This window comes from Methylobacterium sp. Leaf100, assembly GCF_001422845.1.
Taxonomy (GTDB): domain Bacteria; phylum Pseudomonadota; class Alphaproteobacteria; order Rhizobiales; family Beijerinckiaceae; genus Methylobacterium.
In genome coordinates, this window is the sequence record NZ_LMMW01000001.1 from 278201 (window position 1) to 302462 (window position 24262).

General features: G+C 71.2%; 24 protein-coding genes and 1 tRNA gene. 17 read left to right on the forward strand and 8 right to left on the reverse strand.

Annotated elements, in window-relative coordinates; all coding sequences use genetic code 11:
* Positions 1–6: 6 nt before the first annotated feature.
* The 3 genes from ASF25_RS01240 to ASF25_RS01250 all read left to right on the forward strand — a co-directional run bounded on the left by ASF25_RS01240 (position 7) and on the right by ASF25_RS01250 (position 3189).
* Positions 7–510, forward strand: coding sequence for a DUF29 domain-containing protein (locus ASF25_RS01240; protein WP_056302781.1), 504 nt, complete (start codon positions 7–9; stop codon positions 508–510).
* The gene (cobT, locus tag ASF25_RS01245) at positions 507–2411 is read left to right on the forward strand and encodes a cobaltochelatase subunit CobT (protein WP_056302782.1); all 1905 of its coding nucleotides are present in this window, start codon (positions 507–509) and stop codon (positions 2409–2411) included. Before ASF25_RS01240 ends, cobT begins: the two co-directional genes overlap by 4 nt.
* A gap of 115 nt (positions 2412–2526) precedes the next feature.
* Complete coding sequence (locus ASF25_RS01250) at positions 2527–3189, forward strand: DUF2268 domain-containing putative Zn-dependent protease (protein ID WP_056302783.1); 663 nt, start codon at positions 2527–2529, stop codon at positions 3187–3189.
* 115 nt (positions 3190–3304) lie between these two features.
* Here ASF25_RS01250 and ASF25_RS01255 read toward each other — a convergent pair whose 3' ends face one another.
* From ASF25_RS01255 to rpmB, 3 genes are all read right to left on the reverse strand, one after another.
* Positions 3305–3865, reverse strand: a complete 561-nt coding sequence (locus tag ASF25_RS01255; RefSeq protein WP_056302784.1) for a TetR/AcrR family transcriptional regulator — start codon at positions 3863–3865, stop codon at positions 3305–3307.
* Positions 3862–4335, reverse strand: a complete 474-nt coding sequence (locus ASF25_RS01260; protein WP_056302787.1) for a nuclear transport factor 2 family protein — start codon at positions 4333–4335, stop codon at positions 3862–3864. The genes ASF25_RS01255 and ASF25_RS01260 overlap by 4 nt, the downstream gene beginning before the upstream one ends.
* A 199-nt stretch (positions 4336–4534) precedes the next feature.
* Positions 4535–4840, reverse strand: coding sequence for a 50S ribosomal protein L28 (rpmB, locus tag ASF25_RS01265; RefSeq protein ID WP_056087207.1), 306 nt, complete (start codon positions 4838–4840; stop codon positions 4535–4537).
* A gap of 342 nt (positions 4841–5182) precedes the next feature.
* On the opposite strand from rpmB, the gene ASF25_RS01270 reads away from it, so the two are divergent.
* The 13 genes from ASF25_RS01270 to ASF25_RS01330 all read left to right on the forward strand — a co-directional run bounded on the left by ASF25_RS01270 (position 5183) and on the right by ASF25_RS01330 (position 19542).
* The gene (locus tag ASF25_RS01270; RefSeq protein ID WP_056303147.1) at positions 5183–6016 is read left to right on the forward strand and encodes a DUF3108 domain-containing protein; all 834 of its coding nucleotides are present in this window, start codon (positions 5183–5185) and stop codon (positions 6014–6016) included.
* A gap of 8 nt (positions 6017–6024) precedes the next feature.
* Positions 6025–6396 carry a hypothetical protein gene (locus ASF25_RS01275; RefSeq protein ID WP_082502421.1) on the forward strand — a complete coding sequence of 124 codons (372 nt, stop codon included), beginning with the start codon at positions 6025–6027 and terminating at the stop codon, positions 6394–6396.
* A gap of 68 nt (positions 6397–6464) precedes the next feature.
* Complete coding sequence (locus tag ASF25_RS01280; RefSeq protein ID WP_056302789.1) at positions 6465–9875, forward strand: helicase-related protein; 3411 nt, start codon at positions 6465–6467, stop codon at positions 9873–9875.
* A gap of 15 nt (positions 9876–9890) precedes the next feature.
* Positions 9891–10196 (forward strand): RNA-binding S4 domain-containing protein, encoded by a 306-nt coding sequence (locus tag ASF25_RS01285; protein WP_056171960.1) that lies wholly within the window; start codon positions 9891–9893, stop codon positions 10194–10196.
* Between the two features lie 214 nt (positions 10197–10410).
* The gene (fdxA, locus tag ASF25_RS01290) at positions 10411–10749 is read left to right on the forward strand and encodes a ferredoxin FdxA (RefSeq protein WP_056171963.1); all 339 of its coding nucleotides are present in this window, start codon (positions 10411–10413) and stop codon (positions 10747–10749) included.
* Between the two features lie 530 nt (positions 10750–11279).
* Complete coding sequence (locus tag ASF25_RS01295) at positions 11280–11873, forward strand: CarD family transcriptional regulator (RefSeq protein WP_056263635.1); 594 nt, start codon at positions 11280–11282, stop codon at positions 11871–11873.
* A gap of 239 nt (positions 11874–12112) precedes the next feature.
* A complete protein-coding gene (locus tag ASF25_RS01300; RefSeq protein WP_056171967.1) occupies positions 12113–12985 on the forward strand; it encodes an RNA polymerase factor sigma-32 in 873 nt (290 codons plus the stop codon).
* Positions 12986–13225: 240 nt separating this feature from the next.
* Positions 13226–13423: a hypothetical protein gene (locus ASF25_RS01305; RefSeq protein WP_156368810.1), complete on the forward strand. Its 198-nt coding sequence runs from the start codon at positions 13226–13228 to the stop codon at positions 13421–13423.
* Entirely contained in the window at positions 13420–14208 is a 789-nt protein-coding gene (locus tag ASF25_RS01310; protein WP_056302791.1) for a 4'-phosphopantetheinyl transferase superfamily protein, read from the forward strand. Before ASF25_RS01305 ends, ASF25_RS01310 begins: the two co-directional genes overlap by 4 nt.
* A 102-nt stretch (positions 14209–14310) precedes the next feature.
* Positions 14311–14387, forward strand: a tRNA-Pro gene (locus tag ASF25_RS01315).
* 141 nt (positions 14388–14528) lie between these two features.
* Positions 14529–16553, forward strand: a complete 2025-nt coding sequence (locus ASF25_RS01320) for a glycosyltransferase (RefSeq protein ID WP_056303149.1) — start codon at positions 14529–14531, stop codon at positions 16551–16553.
* On the forward strand, positions 16550–17656 hold the full coding sequence (locus ASF25_RS01325) for a glycosyltransferase (protein ID WP_056302793.1): 1107 nt from the start codon (positions 16550–16552) through the stop codon (positions 17654–17656). The genes ASF25_RS01320 and ASF25_RS01325 overlap by 4 nt, the downstream gene beginning before the upstream one ends.
* A gap of 452 nt (positions 17657–18108) precedes the next feature.
* The gene (locus tag ASF25_RS01330; protein ID WP_244472855.1) at positions 18109–19542 is read left to right on the forward strand and encodes a GumC family protein; all 1434 of its coding nucleotides are present in this window, start codon (positions 18109–18111) and stop codon (positions 19540–19542) included.
* A 128-nt stretch (positions 19543–19670) separates the two neighbouring features.
* Here ASF25_RS01330 and ASF25_RS01335 read toward each other — a convergent pair whose 3' ends face one another.
* From ASF25_RS01335 to ASF25_RS01355, 5 genes are all read right to left on the reverse strand, one after another.
* Positions 19671–20243: an NUDIX hydrolase gene (locus ASF25_RS01335; protein WP_056302797.1), complete on the reverse strand. Its 573-nt coding sequence runs from the start codon at positions 20241–20243 to the stop codon at positions 19671–19673.
* An 81-nt stretch (positions 20244–20324) separates the two neighbouring features.
* Positions 20325–20570, reverse strand: a complete 246-nt coding sequence (locus ASF25_RS01340) for a sulfurtransferase TusA family protein (protein WP_056302799.1) — start codon at positions 20568–20570, stop codon at positions 20325–20327.
* 100 nt (positions 20571–20670) lie between these two features.
* Positions 20671–21129: a hypothetical protein gene (locus tag ASF25_RS01345; protein WP_056302801.1), complete on the reverse strand. Its 459-nt coding sequence runs from the start codon at positions 21127–21129 to the stop codon at positions 20671–20673.
* A 119-nt stretch (positions 21130–21248) separates the two neighbouring features.
* Positions 21249–22616 (reverse strand): glutamate--cysteine ligase, encoded by a 1368-nt coding sequence (locus tag ASF25_RS01350; protein WP_056166784.1) that lies wholly within the window; start codon positions 22614–22616, stop codon positions 21249–21251.
* A 128-nt stretch (positions 22617–22744) separates the two neighbouring features.
* Complete coding sequence (locus tag ASF25_RS01355; protein ID WP_056302803.1) at positions 22745–23497, reverse strand: 16S rRNA (uracil(1498)-N(3))-methyltransferase; 753 nt, start codon at positions 23495–23497, stop codon at positions 22745–22747.
* A 270-nt stretch (positions 23498–23767) separates the two neighbouring features.
* Between ASF25_RS01355 and ASF25_RS01360 the strand changes: the two genes are divergently transcribed.
* Positions 23768–24250: a hypothetical protein gene (locus ASF25_RS01360; protein WP_244472856.1), complete on the forward strand. Its 483-nt coding sequence runs from the start codon at positions 23768–23770 to the stop codon at positions 24248–24250.
* The last annotated feature ends 12 nt before the right edge of the window (positions 24251–24262 follow it).

A 24262-nucleotide genomic window follows, 5' to 3' on the forward strand; every position in this document is an offset into this window, starting at 1 on the left:
GACGCGATGGGCGAGCCGGCTGTGAAGGGCGGACCGCGTACGGGGGAGGTGGTCCCCGGCCGGACGCGCTACGAGGACGACCTTTACACCTGGGTGCAGGAGCAGGTGGCGCTTCTCCGTGCCGGGCGGGTCGATGCGCTCGATCTCGATCATATTGCCGAGGAGTTGGAGAGCTTGTCCGAGAGCGAGTTCGGCAAGCTTCAGAGCGCCTTGCGCGTCCTCGTGATGCACATGCTCAAATGGGATCAGCAGCCCGAGCACCGTACGCCGAGCTGGATCTTCTCGATCCGCGAGCAGCGTCGCCGCTACGAGCGCATTCTGGCGAGCAACCCCGGTCTGAAGTCGCGCATCGACGAGGCTCTGGGCAACGCCTACCCGGACGCACGGGAGTGGGCGTCCGACGAGACGCACCTCCCGCCGGATGAGTTTCCCCCCGAATGCCCCTACGAATGGGACGACATCCTGAACCGGCCCTTCGATTTTGACTCGGTGAAGAAGCAGCGCCCGTGAGCATCTCCAACCGCAAAGCCGGCGAACGCCGCGAGCCCGTCGCCGAACCGCTGAAGCGCTCGGTGGCCGGTTGCCTGCGCGCCATCGCCAAGCGGGCCGAGGTCGAGGTGGTCTATGCCAGCGACCGGCCGGCGCTGACCGGCGACAAGGCGCGCCTGCCCGAACCGCCGCGCAAGCTGACGCCCGGCGACGTGGCGATCCTGCGCGGCAACGCCGATTCCATGGCGCTTCGGCTCGGCTGCCACGATGTGGCCGTCCATCGCCGTCTGGCGCCCGAGAATTCCGGCGCGCGGGCGGTGTTCGACGCCGTCGAGCAGGCCCGGGTCGAGGCCATCGGCGCGCGGCGGATGTCGGGCGTCGCCTCGAACCTCTCCGCCATGCTGGAGGACCGCTACCATCGCGGCGGCAAGTACGAGGCGATCACCGACCGGGCCGACGCCCCCATGGAGGACGCCGTCGCCCTCATGGTGCGCGAGCGCCTCACCGGCCAGGCGCCCCCGCCGGCGGCGCAGAAGATCGTCGACCTCTGGCGCGCCCATATCGAGGACAAGGCCGGGCCGAACCTCGACGGGCTCATCGGCGCACTCGAGAACCAGCGCGCCTTCGCCCGCTCCGTGCGCGACCTCCTCAGCTCCCTCGACATGGCCGACGAGACGCCGTTCGACCCCGAGGACGACGACAACGACGACGACGAGGGCGAGTCCCAGGACGACGAGCAGACCCCGAGCGAGGGAGAGGCCGAGGAGCAGTCGCAGGGCGACCGCGCCGAGATGGAGGTGTCGGAAGAGGCCTCCGACGACCTCCAGGAGGGCGCCACCGAATCGGCCGACGCCCCGTCCGGCGAACTGCCGGAGGAGGCCGAGAACGCCGAATCGGAGGAGGCCTCGGAGGCTTGGCGGCCGCCTTCGTCTCGGGGCAACGAGGCCCGCGGCCCCGACTACAAGGTGTTCAATCCCCGCTTCGACGAGGTGATCCACGCCGAGGACCTTTGCGACGCCGAGGAGTTGGCACGCCTGCGGACCTACCTCGACAAGCAGCTCGCCCACCTGCAGGGCGTGGTCGGGCGCCTCGCCAACCGGCTCCAGCGCCGGCTCCTGGCCCAGCAGAACCGCGCCTGGGATTTCGACCTCGAGGAGGGCCAGCTCGACCCCGCCCGCCTCGTGCGGGTGGTGACGGACCCGTTCCAGCCCCTCTCCTTCAAGCAGGAGAAGGACACAAACTTCCGCGACACCGTCGTGACCCTGCTGCTCGACAATTCCGGCTCCATGCGCGGCCGGCCCATCACCGTGGCGGCCACCTGCGCCGACATCCTGGCGCGGACCCTGGAACGCTGCGGCGTCAAGGTGGAGATCCTGGGCTTCACCACCCGGGCGTGGAAGGGTGGGCAATCGCGCGAGGCGTGGCTCGCCGCGTCGAAGCCGAACGCGCCCGGTCGCCTCAACGACCTGCGCCACATCGTCTACAAGAGCGCCGACGCTCCCTGGCGCCGGGCGCGAAAGAACCTCGGGCTGATGATGCGCGAGGGGCTGCTGAAGGAGAACATCGACGGCGAAGCCCTCGATTGGGCGCACAAGCGCCTCATCGCCCGGCCGGAGCAGCGCAAGATCCTCATGGTGATCTCAGACGGCGCGCCGGTGGACGATTCGACCCTGTCGGTCAATCCGGGCAACTACCTCGAGCGCCACCTGCGCTGGATGATCGAGGACATCGAGACCCGCTCCCCCGTCGAGCTCCTCGCCATCGGCATCGGCCACGACGTGACCCGCTACTACCGCCGCGCCGTGACCATCATCGACGCCGAGGAACTCGGCGGCGCGATGACGGAGAAGCTGGCGGAGCTGTTCGAGGAGGATGCGGGCAACGGTGGGCGCAAAGCCTCACGCGCGGGCGGGCGGCGCTAGACCCCCGACGTCGGTTTCATCGCCGCCCGGCTGCACGCGGGCGTTGCGATATCGCTTGTCGTCTGTGAAACGCGATGCTTGAGAGGCAGGCATCCAAACCGACCCGGATCCCGCGATGACGTGGCACCTGCACTGGCTCGAAGCCTCGGGCGATCTCGGCCCCTGGCGCGACGCGATCACCGCGGAGGTGGAAATCGCCCGCCGCGCCATCGTCGGCTTGGTACCGGTGCGCCCCCTCGACATCCTCGTGCAGCGCGACGCCGACGGGGTCCTACCTGAGACCGGAACCGGTGGCCGGGCCTACGCTTCGACTCTGTTCTCCCTGACCATCGACCCGGACAATCCCAATTTCGTAGGCGTGCTGGCGGACGGGGACATCCGCCGGACCGTGGTGCACGAAGCCCATCACTGCCTGCGCATGGCCGGGCCCGGCTACGGCTGGACCCTCGGCGAAGCCCTGGTCAGCGAAGGCCTGGCGGGCCGGTTCGTGGAGCGCCTGTTCGGCGCGGCCCCCGAACCGTGGGAAAACGCCTTCGATGACACCGCGCTCGCGGCGCAGCGCCCCGACGCGGCTCTTCTCGCGGCGCGCGACTACGATCACGCGGCCTGGTTCTTCGGGTCCGACGCGTATCCGCGGTGGTACGGCTACACCCTCGGCTACCGGATTGCGGGCGACTGGGTGCGGGCGAATCCGGGGGCGGATGGCGAGACCTGGGTGAACGTCCCGGCCGAGGCAGTTCTGGCGGCGGCCCGCGGCCATACTCTGGCGGCGGCCTGAGCCGGCCCGTCGCCCGTTCACCTGGGTGACGACGCAATTCCGGGACGCCGGGGGCGGAGTAGTCGGGACGCCGGTCGGATGAATCGCCCCTGCAAAGACGAACGCATCCCTAGGCTCATGGCGTCCCACAGAGCTGCCGCTCCAGGCGAGCGAGCAGGCGTTCGAACACGCCGGGATCGTCGAGGGCGCGGGCGAGGACGAGGCCGCCCTGGATCGCCAGGACGGCGTCCTCGGCCAGGATCTTGGCCTCCGCCCGGCCGGCGCGGTGCAGCGCTCCCGTGAGGGCATCCCGCCACGCCGCGAAATACCCCGCGATCCGCATCCCGAATCGGTCGCGCCTCTCCGACAGGGCGAGCGCGCCGACGAGGCAGACCCGTCGCCCCGAGCGGAAATACGCATCCGTCTCCGACAGCATGCGCCGGATGGCGGCGCGGGGGTCGGGATCGTCCCGCAGGGCTGCGTAGATCTCCGCCTCGAACCAGGCGCCGATGCTGTCGAGGACGGCGTCCGCCATCTCGGCCTTGCCGCCGGGAAAGGCGTGGTAGAGGCTGCCCTTGCCGAGCCCCGCGCGGGCACCGAGCAGGGCGAGGCTGGCCCCGGCGTAACCATGCTCGCGAAACACCTCCGCGAGCGCCGGGATCGCCGCCTCCCGCGCGCCCGGGGCCGCGGCGCTCACAGCCCGAGTTCGGTGAGCCCCGGGTGATCCTCCGGCCGCGGGCCGGGCGCCGCCCAGCGGAACAGACGCTGGTTCTCGGTGATGGGCAGATCGTTGATGCTGGCGTGGCGCATCCGCATCAGGCCGTTGGCGTCGAACTCCCAGTTCTCGTTGCCGTAGGCGCGGAACCACGCGCCGGCGGCATCGTGGAACTCGTAGGCGAAGCGCACGGCGATGCGGTTCTCGGTGAACGCCCACAGCTCCTTGATCAGCCGGTACTCGTGCTCGCGCGCCCACTTCGCCTCGAGGAACGCCACGATGGCGGGGCGCCCGGTGAAGAACTCCGAGCGGTTCCGCCAGCGGCTGTCGGGCGTGTAGGCCAGGGCGACCTTGTGGGGGTCGCGTCCGTTCCAGCCGTTCTCGGCGGCGCGGACTTTCTGAATCGCGGTCTCGCGGGTGAAGGGCGGCAGGGGCGGACGGGCGTCGGACATGCGAACTCCTGGCGCGCCGATTCGCCAGCGCTGTACCGATCGGTACAATCCGGTCGGAGCCGCGTCAATCCGGGTCGCGGCGCCCCACCCGCACGCGACCGGAGACACCCCGGACACGACGAAGCCGCCGCCCGCACTCAAGCGGGCGACGGCTTCGACTGAGATGTCTGGTCCGGCTCAGGGGCCGGCCCGTCGGCCTTCAGGCGGCGACGGGGGTCTCGACCTCGGCGAGCTTCTTGTGCAGCTCGCGCTTGATCAGGCGGGCCGTCTGCGACAGCTCGATTTCGCGCGCCTTGATGAGGAAGGCATCGAGGCCGCCACGGTGCTCGACGGAGCGCAGGGCATGGGCGGTGACGCGCAAGCGCACCCGACGCTTCAGGGCGTCCGACTGCAGGGTGACCTGGCACAGGTTCGGAAGGAACCGGCACTTGGTCTTGCGGTTCGAGTGGCTCACGAGGTGGCCGGTCTGCACGGCTTTGCCCGTGAGTTCGCAACGGCGCGACATAATCAAACTTCCCGGTTCGTTCCGCATGTCCGACAGGGCGATGGCGGGACACCCGCGAATGGGTCTCACGCACGCCAAGCCCGGTGGAGCGGCGTTCTCATTGAAGGCGCGAGCCTATAGGGGAAGGGTGCCCCAGGCGTCAAGGCATCGCGGCCTTATTCAGCCTCGGCACGGTCAAGCTGGCACCGGTCCAACGATGTGTTAACCATGGGAGCGGACGATGCGGGACTACGGACCCGGCCACGTCTCGACCGGGCATCCTCGCAGCACCCCGAGTTCCCAGCCATGTGCGCCCAGCGTTTCCCCAGCGCCAGCCTTTCCTTCGCGGCTCTCGCCGCCCTCATGGTCGCGACGGCGCCGGTTCAGGCGCGCCCCAAGGCGTCCGCCGCCGCCCCCGCCAACGTCACCGTCGATTACGGCATCGCGCTCGCCGGCATCCCCATCGGCACCGCCCAGGTGACGGGGGCCTTCGAGAGCACGCGCTACCGCATGGACGTGTCGGCCCGGCTCACGGGCCTCGTCGGCGCGGTGACGGGCGGCATGGGCTCGGCCCGCGCCAGCGGCCTCATCGCCACCGGCCCGCAGCCGAGCGCCTTCGCCATCTCCACCAAGACCTCGAATTCCGGCATCGCCGTGCGGATGGCACTGGCGCGCGGCACCGTCACCCAGGCCGAAATCACCCCGCCGCTGGTCGACATGGGCGACCGCGTGCCGATCACGCCCGAGAACAAGCGCGGCGTCATCGATCCGGCGAGCGCCCTGATGATGCCCGCCGTGGCCCGGGGCGAGCTCATCGACCCGGCCAATTGCAACCGCACCCTGCCGGTCTTCGACGGCGCCACCCGCTTCGACGTGGTGCTGAGCTACGGCGAGACCCGCACGGTGGAGAAGCCGGGTTATTCGGGGCCGATCCTCGTCTGCAACGCCCGCTACCAGGCCATCGCGGGTCACCGGCCCGACCGGCCGGGGGTGAAGTTCATGGAGGACAACCGCGACATGTCCGTGTGGCTCGCGCCCGTGGAGGGCACCCGCGTGCTCCTGCCGATCCGCATCTCCGTGCGCACCACCATCGGCACCAACATCATCGAGGCGACGCGCTGGAACCGCAGCGGCGGCACGACGACGGCCGGGGCGCCCACGACCGGCACCCTCGCGAGCCTCGGCGAGCAGCGCTGACCCTGCGGATGCGACGCTTCCGTCCCGTCCTCGCCCTCCTGCTCGCCGCCGGCCCCGCCGCGGCGGCCCCCTTGAACACCGACGATTCCGGGTGCGGCGGCGACGCCTATTCCTCGGCCGAGGTGGTGGAGGGGCGCCGCCCCCGGGGCAGGCCGCTCACGGCCATGCCCGATACCCTTTGCGCCGACCTCGCGGCGCCGCCGTCCCGGACCCGGATCGAGATCTACGGCGTGCCGGGCCTCGGCGGTGCGGGTCCGGGGGGATACGACCCGGGCGGCGGTTACGACGCGGGCCGACCTGGCCCCGATGGCCTTGGCGGAACCGGGGCCGGCGCCCCATATGAGCGTGGACCGCCACGTCGCCCACGCCGGGGCGACTGACCGGGCCTTTCCCGCGCGACACGTTCACCGTCGCCGGCCTGTCTCGCCGAAGGGACCGCCCCGCGCCCATGCTCCGCCCCTCCCTCCCCCCGCAGGCCCGCGCACGCGGCGTCACGGCGGTGCTCGGGCCGACCAACACCGGCAAGACCCACCTCGCCATCGAGCGGATGCTCGCCCACCCGACGGGTATGATCGGCCTGCCCCTGCGGCTGCTGGCGCGCGAGGTCTACCTGCGGGTGGTGGCCAAGGTCGGGGTCGACAAGGTCGCCCTCGTCACGGGTGAGGAAAAAATAAAACCCGACCGGCCGCGCTACTGGATCTCCACCATCGAGGCGATGCCGCGCGACCTCGACGTCGCCTACGTGGCCATCGACGAGATCCAGCTCGCCGCCGACATGGACCGGGGCCACGTCTTCACCGACCGCCTGCTGCACCAGCGCGGGCGCGAGGAGACCCTGCTGATCGGCTCCTCGACCATGCTGCCCCTGGTGCAGTCGCTGATCCCCGGCGTCCACACTACCACGCGGCCCCGGCTGTCGCAGCTGACCTTCGCGGGCGAGAAGAAGCTCGGGCGCCTGCCCCGGCGCACGGCCATCGTGGCGTTCTCGGCCGAGGAGGTCTACGCCATCGCCGAACTGATCCGGCGCCAGCGCGGCGGCGCGGCGGTGGTGCTCGGCGCCCTGTCGCCCCGCACCCGCAACGCCCAGGTCGAGCTCTACCAGTCCGGCGAGGTCGATTATCTCATCGCCACCGACGCGGTGGGCATGGGCCTCAACCTCGACGTCGACCACGTCGCCTTCGCGGCGAACTGGAAGTACGACGGCACCCGCTTCCGCAAGCTGACGCCCCCCGAGATGGGGCAGATCGCGGGGCGGGCCGGGCGCCACCTCTCGGACGGGACCTTCGGCTCCACGGGGCGCTGCGCCCCCTTCGAGCCCGAGATGATCGAGGCCCTGGAGACCCACGATTTCGAGCCCCTGCGGGTGCTGCAATGGCGCAACCCGGACCTCGACTTCTCCTCCCTCAAGGCCCTGCAGGCGAGCCTCGACGAGCACCCGCGCGAACGCGGCCTCACCCGTGCTCCCATGGGCGAGGACCAGTCGGCGCTGGAAATCCTCATGCGCGAGGACGACATCCGCGACATGGCCTCCACACCCGCCACGGTGAAGCGGCTGTGGGACGTGTGCGGCGTGCCGGACTACCGCAAGGTCCATCCCCAGACCCATGCCGACCTCGTCGCCCAGCTGTTCCGCTTCCTCATGCGAGGCATGGCCGGGCGCATTCCCAACGACTGGTTCGCCAAGCACGTGGCGATGATCGACCGCACCGACGGCGACATCGACGCGCTCTCCCAGCGCATCGCGCAGGGGCGGACCTGGACCTTCGTGGCGAACCGGCCGGATTGGCTCATCGATCCGGTGCATTGGCAGGGCGAGACACGTCGGGTAGAGGACAGGCTGTCCGACGCCCTGCACGAACGCCTTGCAAGTCGTTTCGTCGACCGGCGTACCAGCGTCCTGATGCGGCGCTTGAGAGAGAATACGATGTTGGAAGCTGAGATCACCGCCGGCGGGGACGTTACCGTCGAGGGACAGCATGTCGGCCATCTGCATGGCTTCCAGTTCGTCCCGGACCCCGGCGCGGAGGGGCATGAGGCCAAGACCCTGCGCAGCGCGGCCGAGAAGGCGCTCGCCGGCGAGATCGAGGCCCGCGCCGAGCGGTTCTCGGCCGCCGCCGACGCGTCCCTGGTGCTGAGCCACGACGGCGTCGTGCGCTGGACCGGCGACCCGGTGGCCAAGCTGACGCCCGGCGACAAGCTATTTGAGCCGCACGTGCGCCTGCTGGCCGACGAGCAGCTCACGGGCCCCGCCCGCGACAAGGTCGAGGGCCGGCTGACCGCCTGGCTCAAGGCCCACGTGGTGCGGCTCCTCGGGCCGCTCATGGAGATCGAGACGGCGGCCGACCTCACGGGCCTCGCCAAGGGCATCGGCTATCAGGTGGTCGAGTCGCTGGGCGTCCTGGAACGGTCCAAGGTGATGCACGAGATGCGCACCCTGGATCAGGAGGGCCGCGGGGCGCTCCGCCGCCACGGCGTGCGCTTCGGCGCCTATCACATCTTCCTGCCGGCCCTATTGAAGCCGGCGCCCCGGACCCTGGCGGCCCAGCTCTGGGCCCTCAAGAACGGCGGCCTCGACCAGCGCGGCCTCGACGAGATCGCGCATCTTGCGAGCTCCGGCCGCACCTCGATCAAGGTCGACCCCGAGATCGCCAAGGGCCTCTACCGCGCCGCCGGCTTCCGGGTGTGCGGCGAGCGCGCCGTGCGCGTCGACATCCTCGAGCGCCTCGCCGATCTCATCCGCCCGGCCATCGCCTACCGCCCCGGCACCACGCCGGGCGAGGCGCCAGCCGGCACCGCCGACGGCGACGCCTTCGTGGCCACCGTGGGCATGACCTCGCTGGTCGGCTGCTCGGGCGAGGATTTCGCCTCGATCCTGAAGTCGCTCGGCTACGCCCCGGAGACCCGTCCGGGCCCGGCCATCACCGTGCCGCTGCTGCCCGCGGCCTCGACCCAGCCCGTACAGGTGAGCGTGCCGGCCGATGACACGGCCGACGCGACGACCGGGGACGGCGCCGCGAACGACGATGCCCCCACTGCAGAGGGTGAAGCCGCTCAGGCGGCCGAGGGCCACGACGGCGCCACGGCCGTGGATGCCGCCATCGAGCCCGGCGCGACGGCCGACGCCGTGGCGACGCCCCTGATCGAGAACCCCATCGAAGCCACCGCACCGGAGCCGGCGACGGTTTCGGAAGAAGCGACCACGGAAGAAGCGACCACGCCCGAGACGACTTCGGTAGAAACGACTTCGGCAGACACGACTTCGGACGAGACTGCCGAGACAATTGAGCCGGCCCCCGAGCCCGTGGCCGAGGCCGCCAGCCTCGCCGACGCGGCCGAGCACCCCACCGAGGCCGTGTCGGCCGACGGCGCTGAGGGCGAGGACGCAACGAGCGAAGGCGCCGAGGACGAGGCCGCTGCGGCGGAGATCGTCACCGTCGAGGTCTGGCGGCTTCAGCGCCAGCAGCGTAGCGCCCCGCGTCAGAACCGCCCGCGTGGTGGTGGTCGCGACCGCGACGGGGTGGCCAACCGCGCCCCCGGCGAAGGTCGGCCGGATCAGCGCCGTCAGGCCGGTGCCGGTGCGTCCGACGGTCAGGGACGCCCGCGTGGTGGTGCCCCCGGCGGCGAGCGTCCGGAGGGCGGACGCCGCGAGGGTGGACGGCCCGAGAACGGTCGTCCCCAGCGCCGCGAGCGCTTCGAGCCGGGCCGGACCCGTCCCGACCGGCGCGACGAACCCCGTGCGGCGCCGCGCGACGAGCCGCGGCCGCAGCGCCGCGAGCGGGCCCCGGACCCGGATTCGCCCTTCGCCAAGCTGGCCGCCCTCAAGGCCCAGCTCGAGGCGGGCGAGGGCAACAAGCGTTGAGGCGCCCGTGACTCGATGAAGCCGGGGCGCCAGCGTCTCGACAAATGGCTGTGGTTCGCGCGCTTCGCGCGGACCCGCACCCTCGCGGCGGGCCTTGTCGAGGCGGGATACGTCCGGGTGAACGGACGTCGGGCCGACGCGGCGGCCACCGCCATCGCGGTGGGCGACGTCGTCACCGTGGCGGCGGCCCACACCACCGCCCTGGTGCGGGTGCTCGACCTCGGCGAACGCCGCGGCGGTGCGCCGGAAGCCCAGACACTCTATGCCGATCTCAACACGGCCTCCCTGGATACGACCGCCGTCGACACGCCGCCGGGCTGAACACCCCGTGTCCCCCGTACGACACCGGTACCGTCGACTGCGCAGGGCCGGGTTGCCGCGCTTGTCAGCCCTTCGGCCAGGGTCTAGAGCCTGCCCCATCAGGCGGAGCGGGTACCCGCACCAGCCAAAGCGTCAACGGATTTGCAAAGCCATCGGGTCGGCGGGGTTTCCCCATCGCGGTCCGGGCCGGCGCGGATCGAGGACTGAAGGCCCCATGACCTACGTCGTCACCGACAATTGCATCAAGTGCAAGTACATGGACTGCGTCGAGGTGTGTCCGGTGGACTGCTTCTACGAAGGCGACAACATGCTCGTCATCCATCCCGACGAATGCATCGATTGCGGCGTGTGCGAGCCGGAATGCCCCGCCGAGGCGATCAAGCCCGACACGGAGCCGAGCCTCGAGACCTGGCTGAAGGTCAACGCCGACTACGCCAAGACCTGGCCGAACATCACCCAGAAGAAGGACGCCCCCGCCGACGCCAAGGAGTGGGACGGGGTCGCCGGCAAGTTCGAGGCGCACTTCTCGGCGAGCCCCGGCAAAGGCGACTGACACGCGTCGAGGACGAACGAGACCCCGCCTCGACCGCCTGCCGCGCCCATGGCGCTGGGTGGATCGTCGCGCCCGGGAGACCGCGCCGGATGCCGGGTCGAACCGTCCGCTGCTTGCCGCTCCCGATGCCGCTCGCGCGTCCCGGCCTGCGTCAAAGCGATGCGATCGCCGGGGATTCGCGTTGGACGCCGGGTGAGCCTGTGCCGGCAATCCTTTGATTCGGCGGCACGATTGTGCTATGCCTATGGCCTGCCGTCGTTCGTGCCCGACGTGCTGCCTCCGGCCCTCGACAGATGGCTCTCTCGCAAGCTTGAGAAAACGAGGTCGCATGCGATCGACCGCTGGAGGCGCGTGGCGCCTTCGGCGGACGGTCTTTCGTTGCGCTGTGTCGGTTAGCCTGGGAATCCGTGGGTCCGGCCTCTTTCGAGGATCGGCTTCCGGCCAAGGGGCTGAGGCCGGGTGACCCACCCCGGGAGTTACGGTTCGGCGCGGCGATCGATTCCGCGCGATGTTCTGGAGGCGCTTCTCGCATGACCACAGCCAAGAAGACGACGGCAACGGGCCGGCAAGGCTTCAAGACCGGCGAAGCGGTCGTGTATCCGGCGCATGGTGTCGGCCGCATCACCGCCATCGAGGAGCAGGAGATCGCCGGGTACAAGCTCGAGCTGTTCGTCGTCTCGTTCGAGAAGGACAAGATGGTCCTGCGCGTGCCCACCGCGAAGGCCAACAGCGTCGGCATGCGCAAGCTCGCCGAGCCCGAGCTCGTCAAGAAGGCCCTCGACGTGCTTACCGGCCGCGCCCGGATCAAGCGCACCATGTGGTCGCGCCGGGCCCAGGAATACGAGGCCAAGATCAATTCGGGCGACCTGCTCTCGGTGACCGAGGTGGTGCGCGATCTGTTCCGCTCAGAGGCCCAGCCCGAGCAATCCTACAGCGAGCGTCAGCTCTACGAGGCCGCCCTCGATCGCATCGTGCGCGAGATTTCCTCGGTGAACCGCATCACCGAGACCGAGGCCCTCAAGCTCATCGAGCAGAGCCTGGCGAAGTCGCCGCGCCGCGCCAAGGGCGAGGCGGAAGCCGAGGGTGAGGCCGAGGCCGACGAGATCCAGGAAGAGGCGGCCTGAGCCGCATCCGCGCCATCTGAATCGATACGAAGATCCGGGCCCGGCGCAGCAGCGCCGGGCTTTTTCGTATCGAGCCCCGGCTGCCCCTGCGCGGATCTGTATTCACCAAGGCGCGATGCGGGAACAATCGCCGCGACGCCTCCGTTGTCAGTCGCCACGCAAAGACTGTGTGTTCGCCCCCGAATGGGACGTTCCGATCTTGCGGCAGAAGCGAACGTTTCAACGAGGCGGAGGCGGGGATGGCGGACATCGCTGGGATACGGCGTCAGTTCATACGCACGGCGATGGAAGCGCCTTTCCTTGCCCGTGACGAAGAACGCGGCCTCGCCGTCCGCTGGAAGGACAAGCGCGACGAGCGCGCCCTGCACGGCCTGATCGAGGCCCATATGCGCCTCGTCATCGCCATCGCGGGCCGCTTTCGCCACTACGGCCTGCCGATGGCGGATCTGGTCCAGGAAGGGCATGTCGGTCTGATGGAGGCCGCCGCCCGGTTCGAGCCGGAGCGGGAGGTCAGGTTCTCGACCTACGCCACGTGGTGGATCCGCGCTTCGATCCAGGATTACATCCTGCGCAACTGGTCCATCGTTCGCGGTGGCACGAGTTCGGCCCAGAAGGCCCTTTTCTTCAATTTGCGGCGCCTCCGTGCCCGACTCATGCAATCCACCGAGGAGCATGTCGGCGACGAGATCCACCGCCGCATCGCAACTGCCATCGGCGTCTCCCGCGAGGATGTCGCCCTCATGGACGCGCGCCTGTCGGGGCCCGACATGTCCCTCAACGCCCCCGTCGGCGAGGAAAGCGAGGCCTCGTCCGAGCGGATGGACTTCCTCGTGGACGGCGCGGCCCTGCCCGACGAGACGGTTTCGGCCCAGGTCGACGGCGAGCGTCGCCTGACCTGGCTCAACGAAGCCCTGGCCGTGCTGTCGGAGCGCGAACTGCGCATCCTCAAGGAGCGCCGTCTCGCCGAGGATCAGGCGACGTTGGAAGCCCTCGGCCTGCGCCTCGGGATCTCGAAGGAGCGCGTGCGCCAGATCGAGAACCGGGCCCTGGAGAAGTTGCGCCGGGCCCTCGCCGAGCGGTTCCCGCAGACGGCGGGCAACGTCTACGCCTGACGGCTCTCGAGCTCTCGTAGGCACGAGGCATATCGGTTGGATCTGGGCGTCGCGTCGGGTCGGATATCCGGGGCGGTGCCGTTTTCGTTTCTGAATGTGACACCCACGCAACAGCGTGAGGTTCGGTACAATTTTATCGATCCGGCATCTTTCGCTACCCGCGGCGGTCGCGTTACGCTCGCGCACGGAAGTGTGATCGAGCCGATGAACGACCGAGACCCCCTCCCCTGGAAATCGATCATGGTCCTGCCGACCCTGATCGCCCTCTCGGCCTCGGCGGTGCTGCTGGTCTCCCTTCACCACCGCCTGTCGGTGCAGGCCGCGATCGGCCTGTTCGTGGGCGCCCTCGCCGTGGTGGAGATCGGGTATCTGCTGATCCTCGTTGCCGTGAGCCGTCGCGACACGCCACGACGACTTCCCGTCTCGCGCGGGCGGTGACGGGTCCTCCCGGAAGCGCATTCCCGGTCTCGGATTGGCCGGTCTCGAATTGGCCAGTCCGTGAGCCCGGTTGGCCCGGGGGCGCCATCGTCTGGCATGCAGGCCTTCGCCTCGACGCCGCACGCCGCGCCGCCTGCCTCGCCCTCCTCGACCGCGACGAGACGCTCCGCGCCGACCGGTTCCTGCAGGCCCGCGACCGGGATCGCTTCATCGCGAGCCACGCGGCCCTGCGCCTCCTCCTGGCGGGCGCCCTGGAGGCGGAGGCGCGAACCCTGTCCTTCTCGGTCTCCGCGTTCGGACGGCCGAGCCTCGCCGGTGCGCAGGCTGGACGCCTCGACGTCAACCTGTCCCATTCGGGCGAGCACGCCCTCGTGGCCCTTTCGCCCACGGGGCGGATCGGGGTCGACATCGAGGTGCCGCGGCCGATTCCCGATGCCCTGCGGATCGCCCGCGCCCATTTCCATCCCCGCGAGGTCGCTGCCCTCGAAGCCCATGGATCCGACGGGGAGGCCGCGTTCTATGCCTGCTGGACGTCCAAGGAAGCCTTCGTGAAGGCGGTGGGGGCGGGCCTGTCGCGGCCACTGAACGGGTTCGCCGTCGCAGTCCCACCCGCCCCTGCGGCCCTGCTGGAGGTCGACGATGCGGATGGGCCGGCCTCCGCCTGGACCCTGGCCACCCTCGCGCCCGCACCGGGCACGGTCGGCGCCGTGGCCCTCGCGATTCCCCGGGCGGCGATCGCCCTGGCGGCCCTGTCGCCCGACTGGGCCGACCGGATCGGCATCTGACCGTCGGCGCATCGAAGAAAGCGCGCAGCCGGGCAACGATCCGCTTGCAGGCCGCCGTCGGCCTCGCTATAGGTCCGCTCGTCGGCGCAGCGCGCCGGCCTTCGGAGTGTAGCGCAGTCTGGTAGCGCACCACGTTCGGGACGTGGGGGTCGCAGGTTCAAATCCTGCCACTCCGACCAGCTCTCCCCGGGAGAGCGGTCTTCCCGGCTCAGAGAGCACAAGCAATTCTTCATGAATTCCTCCCACCCTCGGCTAAAGGCTGGGGCTGGTTCGGCGTGTCGAGGTCTCGGCGGCACCCCATCACGGACGTGACCGTCGTCATGCGCGAACACGATGGCCATGGCGTCGCCGGGTGGCCCTTCGGGCCACGAGCCAAGGACGGAGCCGTTCCGGCGACCCTTCCGGACGGACGGCCCTGGCCGAATCTGCACATCCTCACGCCGTCGCCCCCCGGCACGCCCGGCCTCGCCGGCACGGACGCCTCCGTGGCGGGCCAGGATTACCGGCCGCTCCAGCACCATCACGTCCCGCCCGGACCCGAGGCAACGGCCCGCGTCGCCGCCCTGCTGTCCGATCCGTCCGTGGATTTCGTCCTCGTCCTGCGGGCGGGGGACCTCCTGGCGCCGGGCGCCCTCACGTCCCTCGCCCTGGAGGCGTCCCTCGCGGCGGCGGACGTCGTCACCGGCCTGCGGGTGGTGTTCGGCGAAACGGTTCTGGGCCTCGATGCGGTCGCGCAGGCGCCCGGCCCCCTCGACGGCCGGGTTCCGGCCGGACGCCTCGGCCCCTTCACAGGCGGCGAATGCCTGCTGTCGCGGGCGGCGATCCACGCGGCCGGCGGCCTCGACCTCGCCGATCCGTCTCCGGTCGGCGCGTTGTGGCCACGCCTCGCGGGGCTGCGGCTGGCGCGGGTCGGGCGCCCGGTCCTGCTCCAGCGCGCGCCGGAGGGTCACGTCCCACCCCCGCACCCCGCCGGCCTCGCCATCGCGGCCCTGACCGACCAGGGCGCCGGCGGCGGGGCGGGCATCGCCCATCGCCGCCTCGCCGAAGCCCTCGCGCTGTCGGGGCATCGGGTGACGGGCCTGCGGCTGTTCGACGAGGCCGTGCCGGCGAGAGCCGAGTGGCAGGACCGTTTCCCCCGCACCGAGGCGGCGATCCGGGACGGGGGCCACGATCTCCTCCTCGTCGGCAACATCCACGGCGCGACGCGCCGGCTCGGGCTCCTCGCGCGCCTCGCCGCACACCTTCCCGTCGCCGTCGTGATGCACGACCTGTTCCCCATCACCGGGCGCTGCGCCTTCCCGTGCGACTGCACCCGCCTCGCCACGGGCTGCGACGCGGGCTGCCCGACCCCGACGCAGTACCCCTACCTCGCACCGTCCCGGATCGCGGGCGTCCATGCCGAAAAGCGGGCGTACCTCGCCGGTCCCGGCGGCCCCCTGCTCCTGACCAACTCGGCCTGGACCCACGAGTACACCCGTGCCAACGCGCCCGCCGGCACCGCCGTGGCCCGGATCGACCTCGCGTTTCCCACGGGGGCCTTCCGGCCCGGCGACCGCACGGCTCTGCGCCGACGCCTCGGCCTGCCCGTCGACGGCGTGCTGGTGATGTTCGCCGCCGTCATCGCCGACGCCCCCGGCAAGGGGTTCGCCGACCTCGTCGCCACCCTGCGCCGCGTCGCGCGGCCGGGTGTCGGCTTCGTCGCCGTGGGACGCCTCGACGATCCGGACGCCCTCGGCCTGCCCGACCTGTTCGCCGCCGGTCCCGTCGGCGACGAGGCCGGTCTGGCGGCGTGGTACGGCGCCTGCGACATCTACCTCACCGCCAGCCTCAACGAGACCCTGGGACAGACCCCTGTGGAGGCGGGGCTGTGCGGACTTCCCACCGTCGCCTACCGGGCCTCCGGACTCACCAGCGCGGTGATCGACGGCGTCTCGGGCGTCCTCGTCCCGCAGGAGCCCGGCGCCCTCGCGGCCGCCCTCGCCGGTCTCATCGCCGACGAAGCCCGGCGCCGGCGCCTCGGCGCGCAGGCGCGGATCGCCTTCGAGAGCCGGTTCAGCCATGCCGCCGCCGCCCTGCGGTTCAACGACGTCCTCGTCGCACAGGGCCTGATCCCGGCGCCCGCCGACGGGCGCCTGCGCTTTGCGCCGGCCATGCTCGGCCGGTTCGCCTTCGCGCGGGTGCGTCATCCGGGCGAGACCGGGACCGTGCCGGGCCCCTCCCCCGCCCCGATCCGCCTCCTGCGCCGGGCCAAGCGCGCCGTCTTCGGGCGGGACCTGCCGCTTTGGATTCGCCGGGTCCTGTACGTCGGCAGTCTTCTCGCCAGCCCCTCGCGGCGCGCGCGATGAGTGCGGCCCTCGCCCTGACGGCGACGCCGGCGCCGCGCCGGGTCTATCTCGACCTGAGCAACCTGCGCGGCCACGTCACCGGGATCGAGCGGGTCGCCCTCGACCTGTTCTCGGCCGCGAACCTCGCCCCGCACGAGGTCCATTCCGTGCGCAGCGGCGGTGTACCCGGGATGATGCTGGCCCAGCATCTCGGCCTGCCGGCACGGGCGCTCGCCGACCGCTCGGCGCTGTTCGTCTTCCCCGGCTTCCCGCCGAGCCCCCTGAGCATCGCCTTCGGCACCCGCTGCGTCACCTACGTCCACGACACCTTCCTGCTGACCCGGCCGGAGGACCTGAGCTGGAAGAGCCGGCTCTACATGGCACCGAGCTTCGCCTTCGCCATGCGGTTCGGACGCCGCTTCCTCGTCAATTCACGCACCACCGGGCTGGCGGTGCGGGACGTGTGCCGGCGCGACGCCCTCGTGGCGCTGCTTCGGCCGGGGGTACGCGACGTCTTCGGCCTCGCTGATCTGGCGCGGACGGCGGCCTACGATCCGGCCCTACCCCTGCGCATCCTCGCCATCGGCACCATCGAACCGCGCAAGGATTATCCGGCCGCCCTCGCCATCGTGGCGGCCCTGAATGCCGCCGGCATCCGCACGGAACTGCACGTGGTCGGCCGGGTCGGCTGGGGCCGCCACGCCTTCCTCGACGCACCGCCCGCCTTCCTCACCCTGCACGGCTACGTCGACGATGCCGGCCTGCGCCGCCTCGCCGAGAGCTGTCACCTTCTCCTGTCCACCTCGAAGGCCGAGGGCCTCGGGCTGCCCCTCCTCGAGGTCCAGCACGGCGGGTTGCCCGTGGTCGCCCCCGAGGGAGCGGTGTTCTCCGAGGTGCTGGGAGACTCCGCTCTGTTCGTCGCGCCGGACGACCCGGAGGGCACGGCCGCCCGCATCGCCGCCTGGGCGCGGACGCGGCTGCCCGAGGCGGCGCGGGCGTCGCGGGCCAACGTGGCCCGCTGGAACGGTCTCGCGGCCGCCGACGCGGCGCGTTTCCGCGGTTTCCTCGACCGGGGGACGGCGGCCTACGCGGACGCGCCGGACGGCGTCGTTCCGGCCTCCTGAGGGGTCGCCTGCGCGCCTCGGCCGGACAGAGCCACGGGGTCGCATGCGGGATTCGGGCAGAGTTCGGTAATCATACCCCCCTGTCATCGAGGTTCCCCACAGGAATCTCCGTGGAGGTCGGCGTCGCGATAGCGTCTTCTACACCGGGGGGTTCGTAGGGTTTGCCGGTGCCGCGGACGGCTCCGTGAGGCCCGTCCGCGAGGCGACGCTCACCCGTTCCGGTTCGGCCGACGCGAAGCCGGGACGACGCGAAACCGGGACGGTGCGGGCTGGCACGCCCGCTGCTGAACCACCCCGCATCCACGTCGACGACGGGAGCGCCTGTGCCAAATCGGTACGGTCGTTCCCCGGATGAAGCGGAGCGAGGGCGGGGCGACACCCCGGAAGCGGGACAGTCGGGAGACGGGACGATGTTCGACTTCGGGACTACGATACGCGGAGAACCGATCGCGATGGAGCGCCCGTCCTCGGCGCCCGAGCCCGCCGCCATCCTGCGCCGGCTCCGGCGGGGCGTCGGCCTCATCGTGCTCGCCGGCGTGATCGCCGTCGCCCTCGCGGTCGCGGGCCTCGGTCTGCTGAAGCCGGCCTACACCTCGGTCCTGCAGATCCTCGTCGATCCGACCGATCTCTCCGTCATCGCCAACGACCTCACCACCCGGTCGCCGCAGGCCGACAGCGGCGTCTCCATCGCCGAGAGCCAGGCGCGGGTGATCCAGTCGGACAGCGTCCTGGGCCGGGTGGTGGAACGCCTCAAGCTCGCCACCGACGACGAATTCGTCCGGACCCCTTCGACGAACCCCGTCGTCATCGGCGTCAAGCAACTCCTCGGCCTCGATCCGCCGCCGGCGAGCCGCGACCCGGTCAACATCGCCCTCGACACCCTGCGGACGAAGCTCGGCGTGCGCCGGGCGGAACGGACCTTCGTCATCGACGTCTACGTGCAGACCCTCGACCCGGAGAAATCGGCGCGCATCGCCAACGCCATCGGCGACGCCTACTTCGCCGAGGAGGCCCGGGCGCGGATGGACGCGGCGCGGCGGGCCTCGGACGCCCTCTCGGGCCGCCTCACCAGCCTGCGGCGCGGGGTGGAGGAGGCCGAGGGCAAGGTGGTGAGGTACCGGGAGGCGAACAAGCTCGTCACCACCAGCGGCCGTCTTCTGAGCGACCAGCAGCTCAGCGACCTCAACCAGCAGCTCGTCACCGCCACGATCCGCACCGCCGAAGCCCAGTCGCGCCTCGACCAAGCCAGGCGGATGCGGGCGGGCGAGGCCGGCACCTCCCTGCCGGAGATGCTGCAATCCACCGAGATGCAGAACCTGCGGCAATCCTACGCCAGCCTGTCCCGCAACACCGCCGAACTCGCGACGCGGCTGGGCGAGCGCCACCCGGCCATGGCCGAGCAATTCGCCCAGCAACGCGATCTCCAACGCATGATCCAGCGCGAGAAGGAGCGGATCATCGACACCTCGCAGAAGGATTACGACCGGGCCGCCGCCACCGAAGCCGCCGTGCGCAAGAGCCTCGACCGGGCCAAGGTGGAGACCTCCGGGAACGACCGCGCCAACGTGGGCCTGCGCGAGTTGGAGCGCGAGCTCGACTCACGGCGCGCCGTCTACGAGACCTTCCTCAAGCGGGCACGGGAAACCTCGGAGCAGGAGCGCCTCAACAGCTCCAACGTCCGGGTGATCTCGGCCGCGACCCCGGCGCGCCTGCGGAGCTGGCCGCCCTCGCCCAAGGTGATCCTGCCCGTCGCCCTGGCGCTCGGCCTCGCCCTCGGGGCCGGCCTCGCCCTGCTGCGGGGCGCCAGCCGCGACCGCCGTGACGCGATGGATCGCAGCCCCGCCGCACCCGTCGGCGCCCGGAGTTTCCGCGCCGTCGACGCCTGAGCGGGTTTCGCAAGAGTGGTCACCGGCTCTGCGTCGAAATCCCGCGACAGATCAGAGAGCTAAGCAGGTTCACGTTGGCTTGCCGACGTGGACCCGCTCAGGGACCGGCGCCGCGCCGGAAGGCCCCCTCAGGCTGCCGCGAACAGGTCGGGATGGCGCAGGCGCAGGGCGTAGACGAGGAGCAGGGTTTTGATGTCGGTGATCTCGCCCCGGTCGCTCATGGCGCTGAGGCTGGCGAGATCCATCTCGTGCACCGTGATGTTCTCGTGCTCGGCGTCGAGGCCGCCGCCCGGACCGGAGCGGTCGTCGGCGCCGTAGGGGGCGAGGAACAGGTCCATCTGCTCCGTGGAGATGCCCGGCATGCTCCAGCCGCAGGCGATGCGTTCCAGGGTCCCGAGGCGCACGCCGACCTCCTCGTAGGCCTCCCGCCGCGCGCCCTCCTCCGGATCGGCCTCGTCGAGGAGGCCGGCCGGAACCTCGAAGAGGGATTCGGTCCCGGCCGCGTAGAGGGCCGCGGGCCGGAACTGCTCGACGAGGAGCGCCACGCCGCGCACCGGATCGTAGGGCAGCACGGCGACGGCGCGGCCATGATCCTCGATCTCACGGGCGAGACGCGTTCCGTCCGGCATCGTCACCTCGGCGACGAGAAACCGGCTCCAGCCGTCATGCAGGATCCGAGTGCCACGGATGACAGGCGCCATGCTCTTTCCTCACGCGCCGTCCGATGCGGGACGGCCGACGCGCGGGCCTTAGCAGTGCGTTGGCGCACGAATGAGGCGGCCTCAGTCCGGGCCGCGCCGGATCGTGAATCGAATCGCGCCGTCGCGGCGCTCCTGGTCCAGCAGCGCGTCGCCCTCGCTCCGCACGAGATGCGGGATGTCGATGGCCGCCAGGGGGTCCGTGCTCAGGACCGCCAGGACGGCACCGGGGGGCAGGCGCCGCAGGGCCTTGCGGGTGCGCAGCACCGGCAGCGGACATTTCAGGCCCGACAGGTCGAGTTCGACAGGATCGGACGGTTCAGCGGGCATTAGCTCTCACGCCATGAAAAAACCCGTCGCGGCCCGGGAGCCGTCGACGGGTGATGTCGGGATGGAGGCCCGGCGTTCATCGCCGGGCCGGCCGCCGCCCTCAGTAGCCGTAGCCGTAAGCCGGGTAGCCGTAGCTGTAGGCCGGCGCGGCGTAGCCGTAGGCGGGGGCACCGTACCCGTAGCCATACGCGGGGGCGCCGTAGCCGTAACCGGCACCGACATAGCCCCGGTCGTAGTAGCCGTAGCGCGGGGCCTGGCTCGCCGCGATGGCGCCGCCGATGATGCCGAGGGCCGCACCGGCCGCGAGGGCGCCGCCGATGCCGGGGCCGCGACGGTAACCGCCGTAATAGCCACGGCCGTAACCCCGGCCGTAGCCGGCGCCGTAATAGCCACCGCCGTAGCCGCCGCGCCAACGCACGCTCTCGACGCCGGCACGCTCACCGGCGATCTGGCCGGCGTTGAGGGCCGGGAACGGGGCCGCCTGGGCGGAGGTGAAGGAGCCCGCCGACAAACCGAGGGCGGTGGTGCCCGCGAGGGCGAGGGACAGGATGCGCGACATGCGGAACGTCTCCGGCTTGCGATCAGATATCCCTATGAACGGCATCGTGCCTGAACCGTTCCCGAACGAACACAGTCAAGCCTTTCACAATCGGCGCGATCGGATCCGCGTCAGATTCCCTAGAAAACGCACTCGGTGAAGGCCGGCTCGACGGAGCGCTGCCACCGGCCCTCGTAATCCGCGAGGTAGCCCTCGGCCCGCGAGCGCCCGGCGGCGACGATGGCCTCCAGGGGCTGGAGGTGGCGGGTCTCGTCCTGCCCCTGGGCGTCGCGGCGCCCCCGGGCGGCGAGCCCCGAGCGGGCCACCGCCAGGGCTTCCGCCGCGACCGCGCCGAGGGGCCGTCCGCCGATGCGGGCGGCGAGGCCGAGGCGCGGCACCGTGGCGCGCAGGCATTCGCGATCGCAGTCGCTCCAGCCCTTGGCGATGTCCCAGGCGGCGGCCAGCGCCGCATCGTCGTAGAGCAGGCCGACCCAGAACGCCGCCTGGGCGGCGATCATCGCCGGGCCGCCGACATCGGCGCCGCGCATCTCGAGGAAGCGCTTCAGGCGCACCTCGGGAAAGGCCGTCGAGGCGTGGTTGGCCCAGTCCGACACCGTGGCGCGCTCGCCCGGCAGGGCCGCGAGCCGGCCCGCCATCAGGTCGCGGAACGAGGCGCCGGAGACGTCGTGATAGGTCTCGCCGCGCTTGACGAAGTACATCGGCATGTCGAGGAGCCAGTCGACATAGGCCTCGTAGCCGAAGCCCGGGGCGAAGGCGCGGGGCAGCATGCCGGTTCGGTCGGGATCGGTGTCGCGCCAGATCTCCGAGCGGCGCGACAGGAAGCCGTTGGGCCGTCCGTCGGTGAAGGGCGAATTGGCGAAGAGCGCGGTGGCGACGGGCTGGAGCGCCAGGGCGACGCGCATCTTGGCGACCATGTCGGCCTCCGACGCGAAGTCGAGATTCACCTGCACGGTGGCCGTGCGCAGCATCATGTCGAGGCCGAGCGTCCCGACCTTCGGCATGTAGCCGGCCATGATCTTGTACCGGCTCTTCGGCATCACGGGCGTTTCCTCGCGAGTCCACTTTGGACTCATCCCGAGGTCGAGGAAGCCGATGCCGAGGGGGTCGGCCACGCGCTTGGCGGCCTCGAGGTGCGTGCGCAACTCGGATTCCGTGGCGTGCACGTCGGCCAGCGGCGCGCCGGAGAGCTCGAACTGCCCGCCCGGCTCCAGGGAGATGGCGCCGCCCTCCTGGCCTGCGAGACCGATGAGATGGCCCGCATCCTCGATGGCCTCCCAGCCGGTCTCGCGCGCGAGGCCTTCGAGAAGGGCGCGGATACCGGAATCCCCGGCGTAGGGGACCGGGCGGTTGCCGTCGCGGTAGAACGGGACCTTCTCGTGCTCGGTGCCGATGGCGAAGCGCGCGGGCGGCTTCTCGCCCTCGGCGAACCACGCGATCAGTTCATCCCGCGTCGTCAGCGGCGTCGTGTCGGACGTATCGCGCGCCATGCGCTGGCCTCGTGGTGAATAGGGTCGGATGAAAGGCCGGTCGACCTGGGGTCGGTTGCGCCCCGTCGGGATGCCGCCTCCTTAATCCACGCCCGCGGCGCGAACAACGCGCGCGACGGCGCGCGGCGTCAGCGTGTGTCCCCCAGCACCGACTGCACCAGGGCGAGCACCGCGACGGCGGCCGTATCGGCCCGCAGGATGCGGGGTCCGAGGGACAGGGCAACGGTGTTGGGCCGGCCCGCGATGAGCGCGCGCTCGTCCGGCGCGAACCCGCCCTCCGGCCCGACCAGCACGGCGAGTGGCGGGGGCGCGCCCGGGTCGGCTGCCCCGCGCAGGGCCGCGATGGGATCGGACAGGGGCGCGTCCTCGTCGCAGAACACGAGCAGGCGCTCGGGCGCGAGGTCGGCGAGGGCCTGGGGCAGGCGCACGGCCGGGGGAAGGTCCGGCAGGCTAAGGATGCCGCACTGCTCCGCCGCCTCGACGGCGTTGGCGCGCAGGCGCTCGGCGTTCAGCTTTTCCCCTTGCGTACGCTGCGTGAAGACGGGCCGGATGGTGCCGGCCCCCATCTCCACCGCCTTCTGGGCGAGGTAGTCGAGGCGCGCGCTCTTCAGGGGCGCGAACAGGTAGTGCAGGTCGGAGCGCGGCGTCTGGCCACGGGTCCGCTCCCGCACCACGAGGTCGGCGCTCTTGCGGCCGGATTGCGCCAGGGTGGCCCGCCACTCGCCGTCGCGTCCGTTGAACAAGAGCACCGGGTCCTCCGGCCCCCGGCGCAGGACGTTGAGCAGATAGTTCGCCTGCGCCCGGTCGAGGGGCAGGACCGCGTCCGGCGCGAGGCTGGCCTCGACGTGAAGGCGGGGGGCGGTGAAATCGTAGGCGGCCATGCGGGGGTGGTCGCGTGGCGCTCGAAGCCTGTCAACGCGCCGCCTGTGGCCAAAGAGCCACGCGGGCCGACTTTGTGCGCTTTGCCCACGGCCGAACGGCCGGCGCGGTTTGCGACTCGAAAGACGCCACATTCCTATGGCGAAACGCCTTTCGGGGTTTCGAATCGCGCGGGACGCATCGCGTCCCCGCAGCGGATCGGGCCATCGCGCCGGCGGTCAGGGGCAGAGCTCCCGCCGGGGCGTCGGGGAGACTTTAAGGGAAGTCAGAGCATGTCGTTCAAGCATATCGCGACGGTCGCCGTCGTCCTCGCCGGCTCCGTGCTGGCCGGCTCCGTGCTGGCTTCGCAGACCGCCTTCGCGCAGGCCGTCGAGTGCGGCGAGATCCAGAAGACCCTGCAGGCCCGCAAGGACCTCGTGGCCAAGGCGAACTCCGCCTCGAACTCGAAGAAGAAGATGACCCCGCAGGAAGCCTGCGCGTTGTTCGGCAAGCTCCAGAACAACGGCTCCGAGGGGATGAAGTGGATCACCGCCAACAAGGAGTGGTGCTCGATCCCCGATTCGTTCGCGGAAGGCTTCAAGGCCGACCATCTCAAGGTCGGCGGCATCCGCACCAAGATCTGCGGCATCGCCGCCCAGGCCGCCAAAATGGAAGCCCAGGGCCGCGCCCAGGCCCAGAACGGCGGCGGTGGCGGCGGTCTCCTCGGCGGCCCGGGCCTCACCGGTGCGATGAAGATGCCCCAGGGCGCACTCTGATCGCGCAGTCCC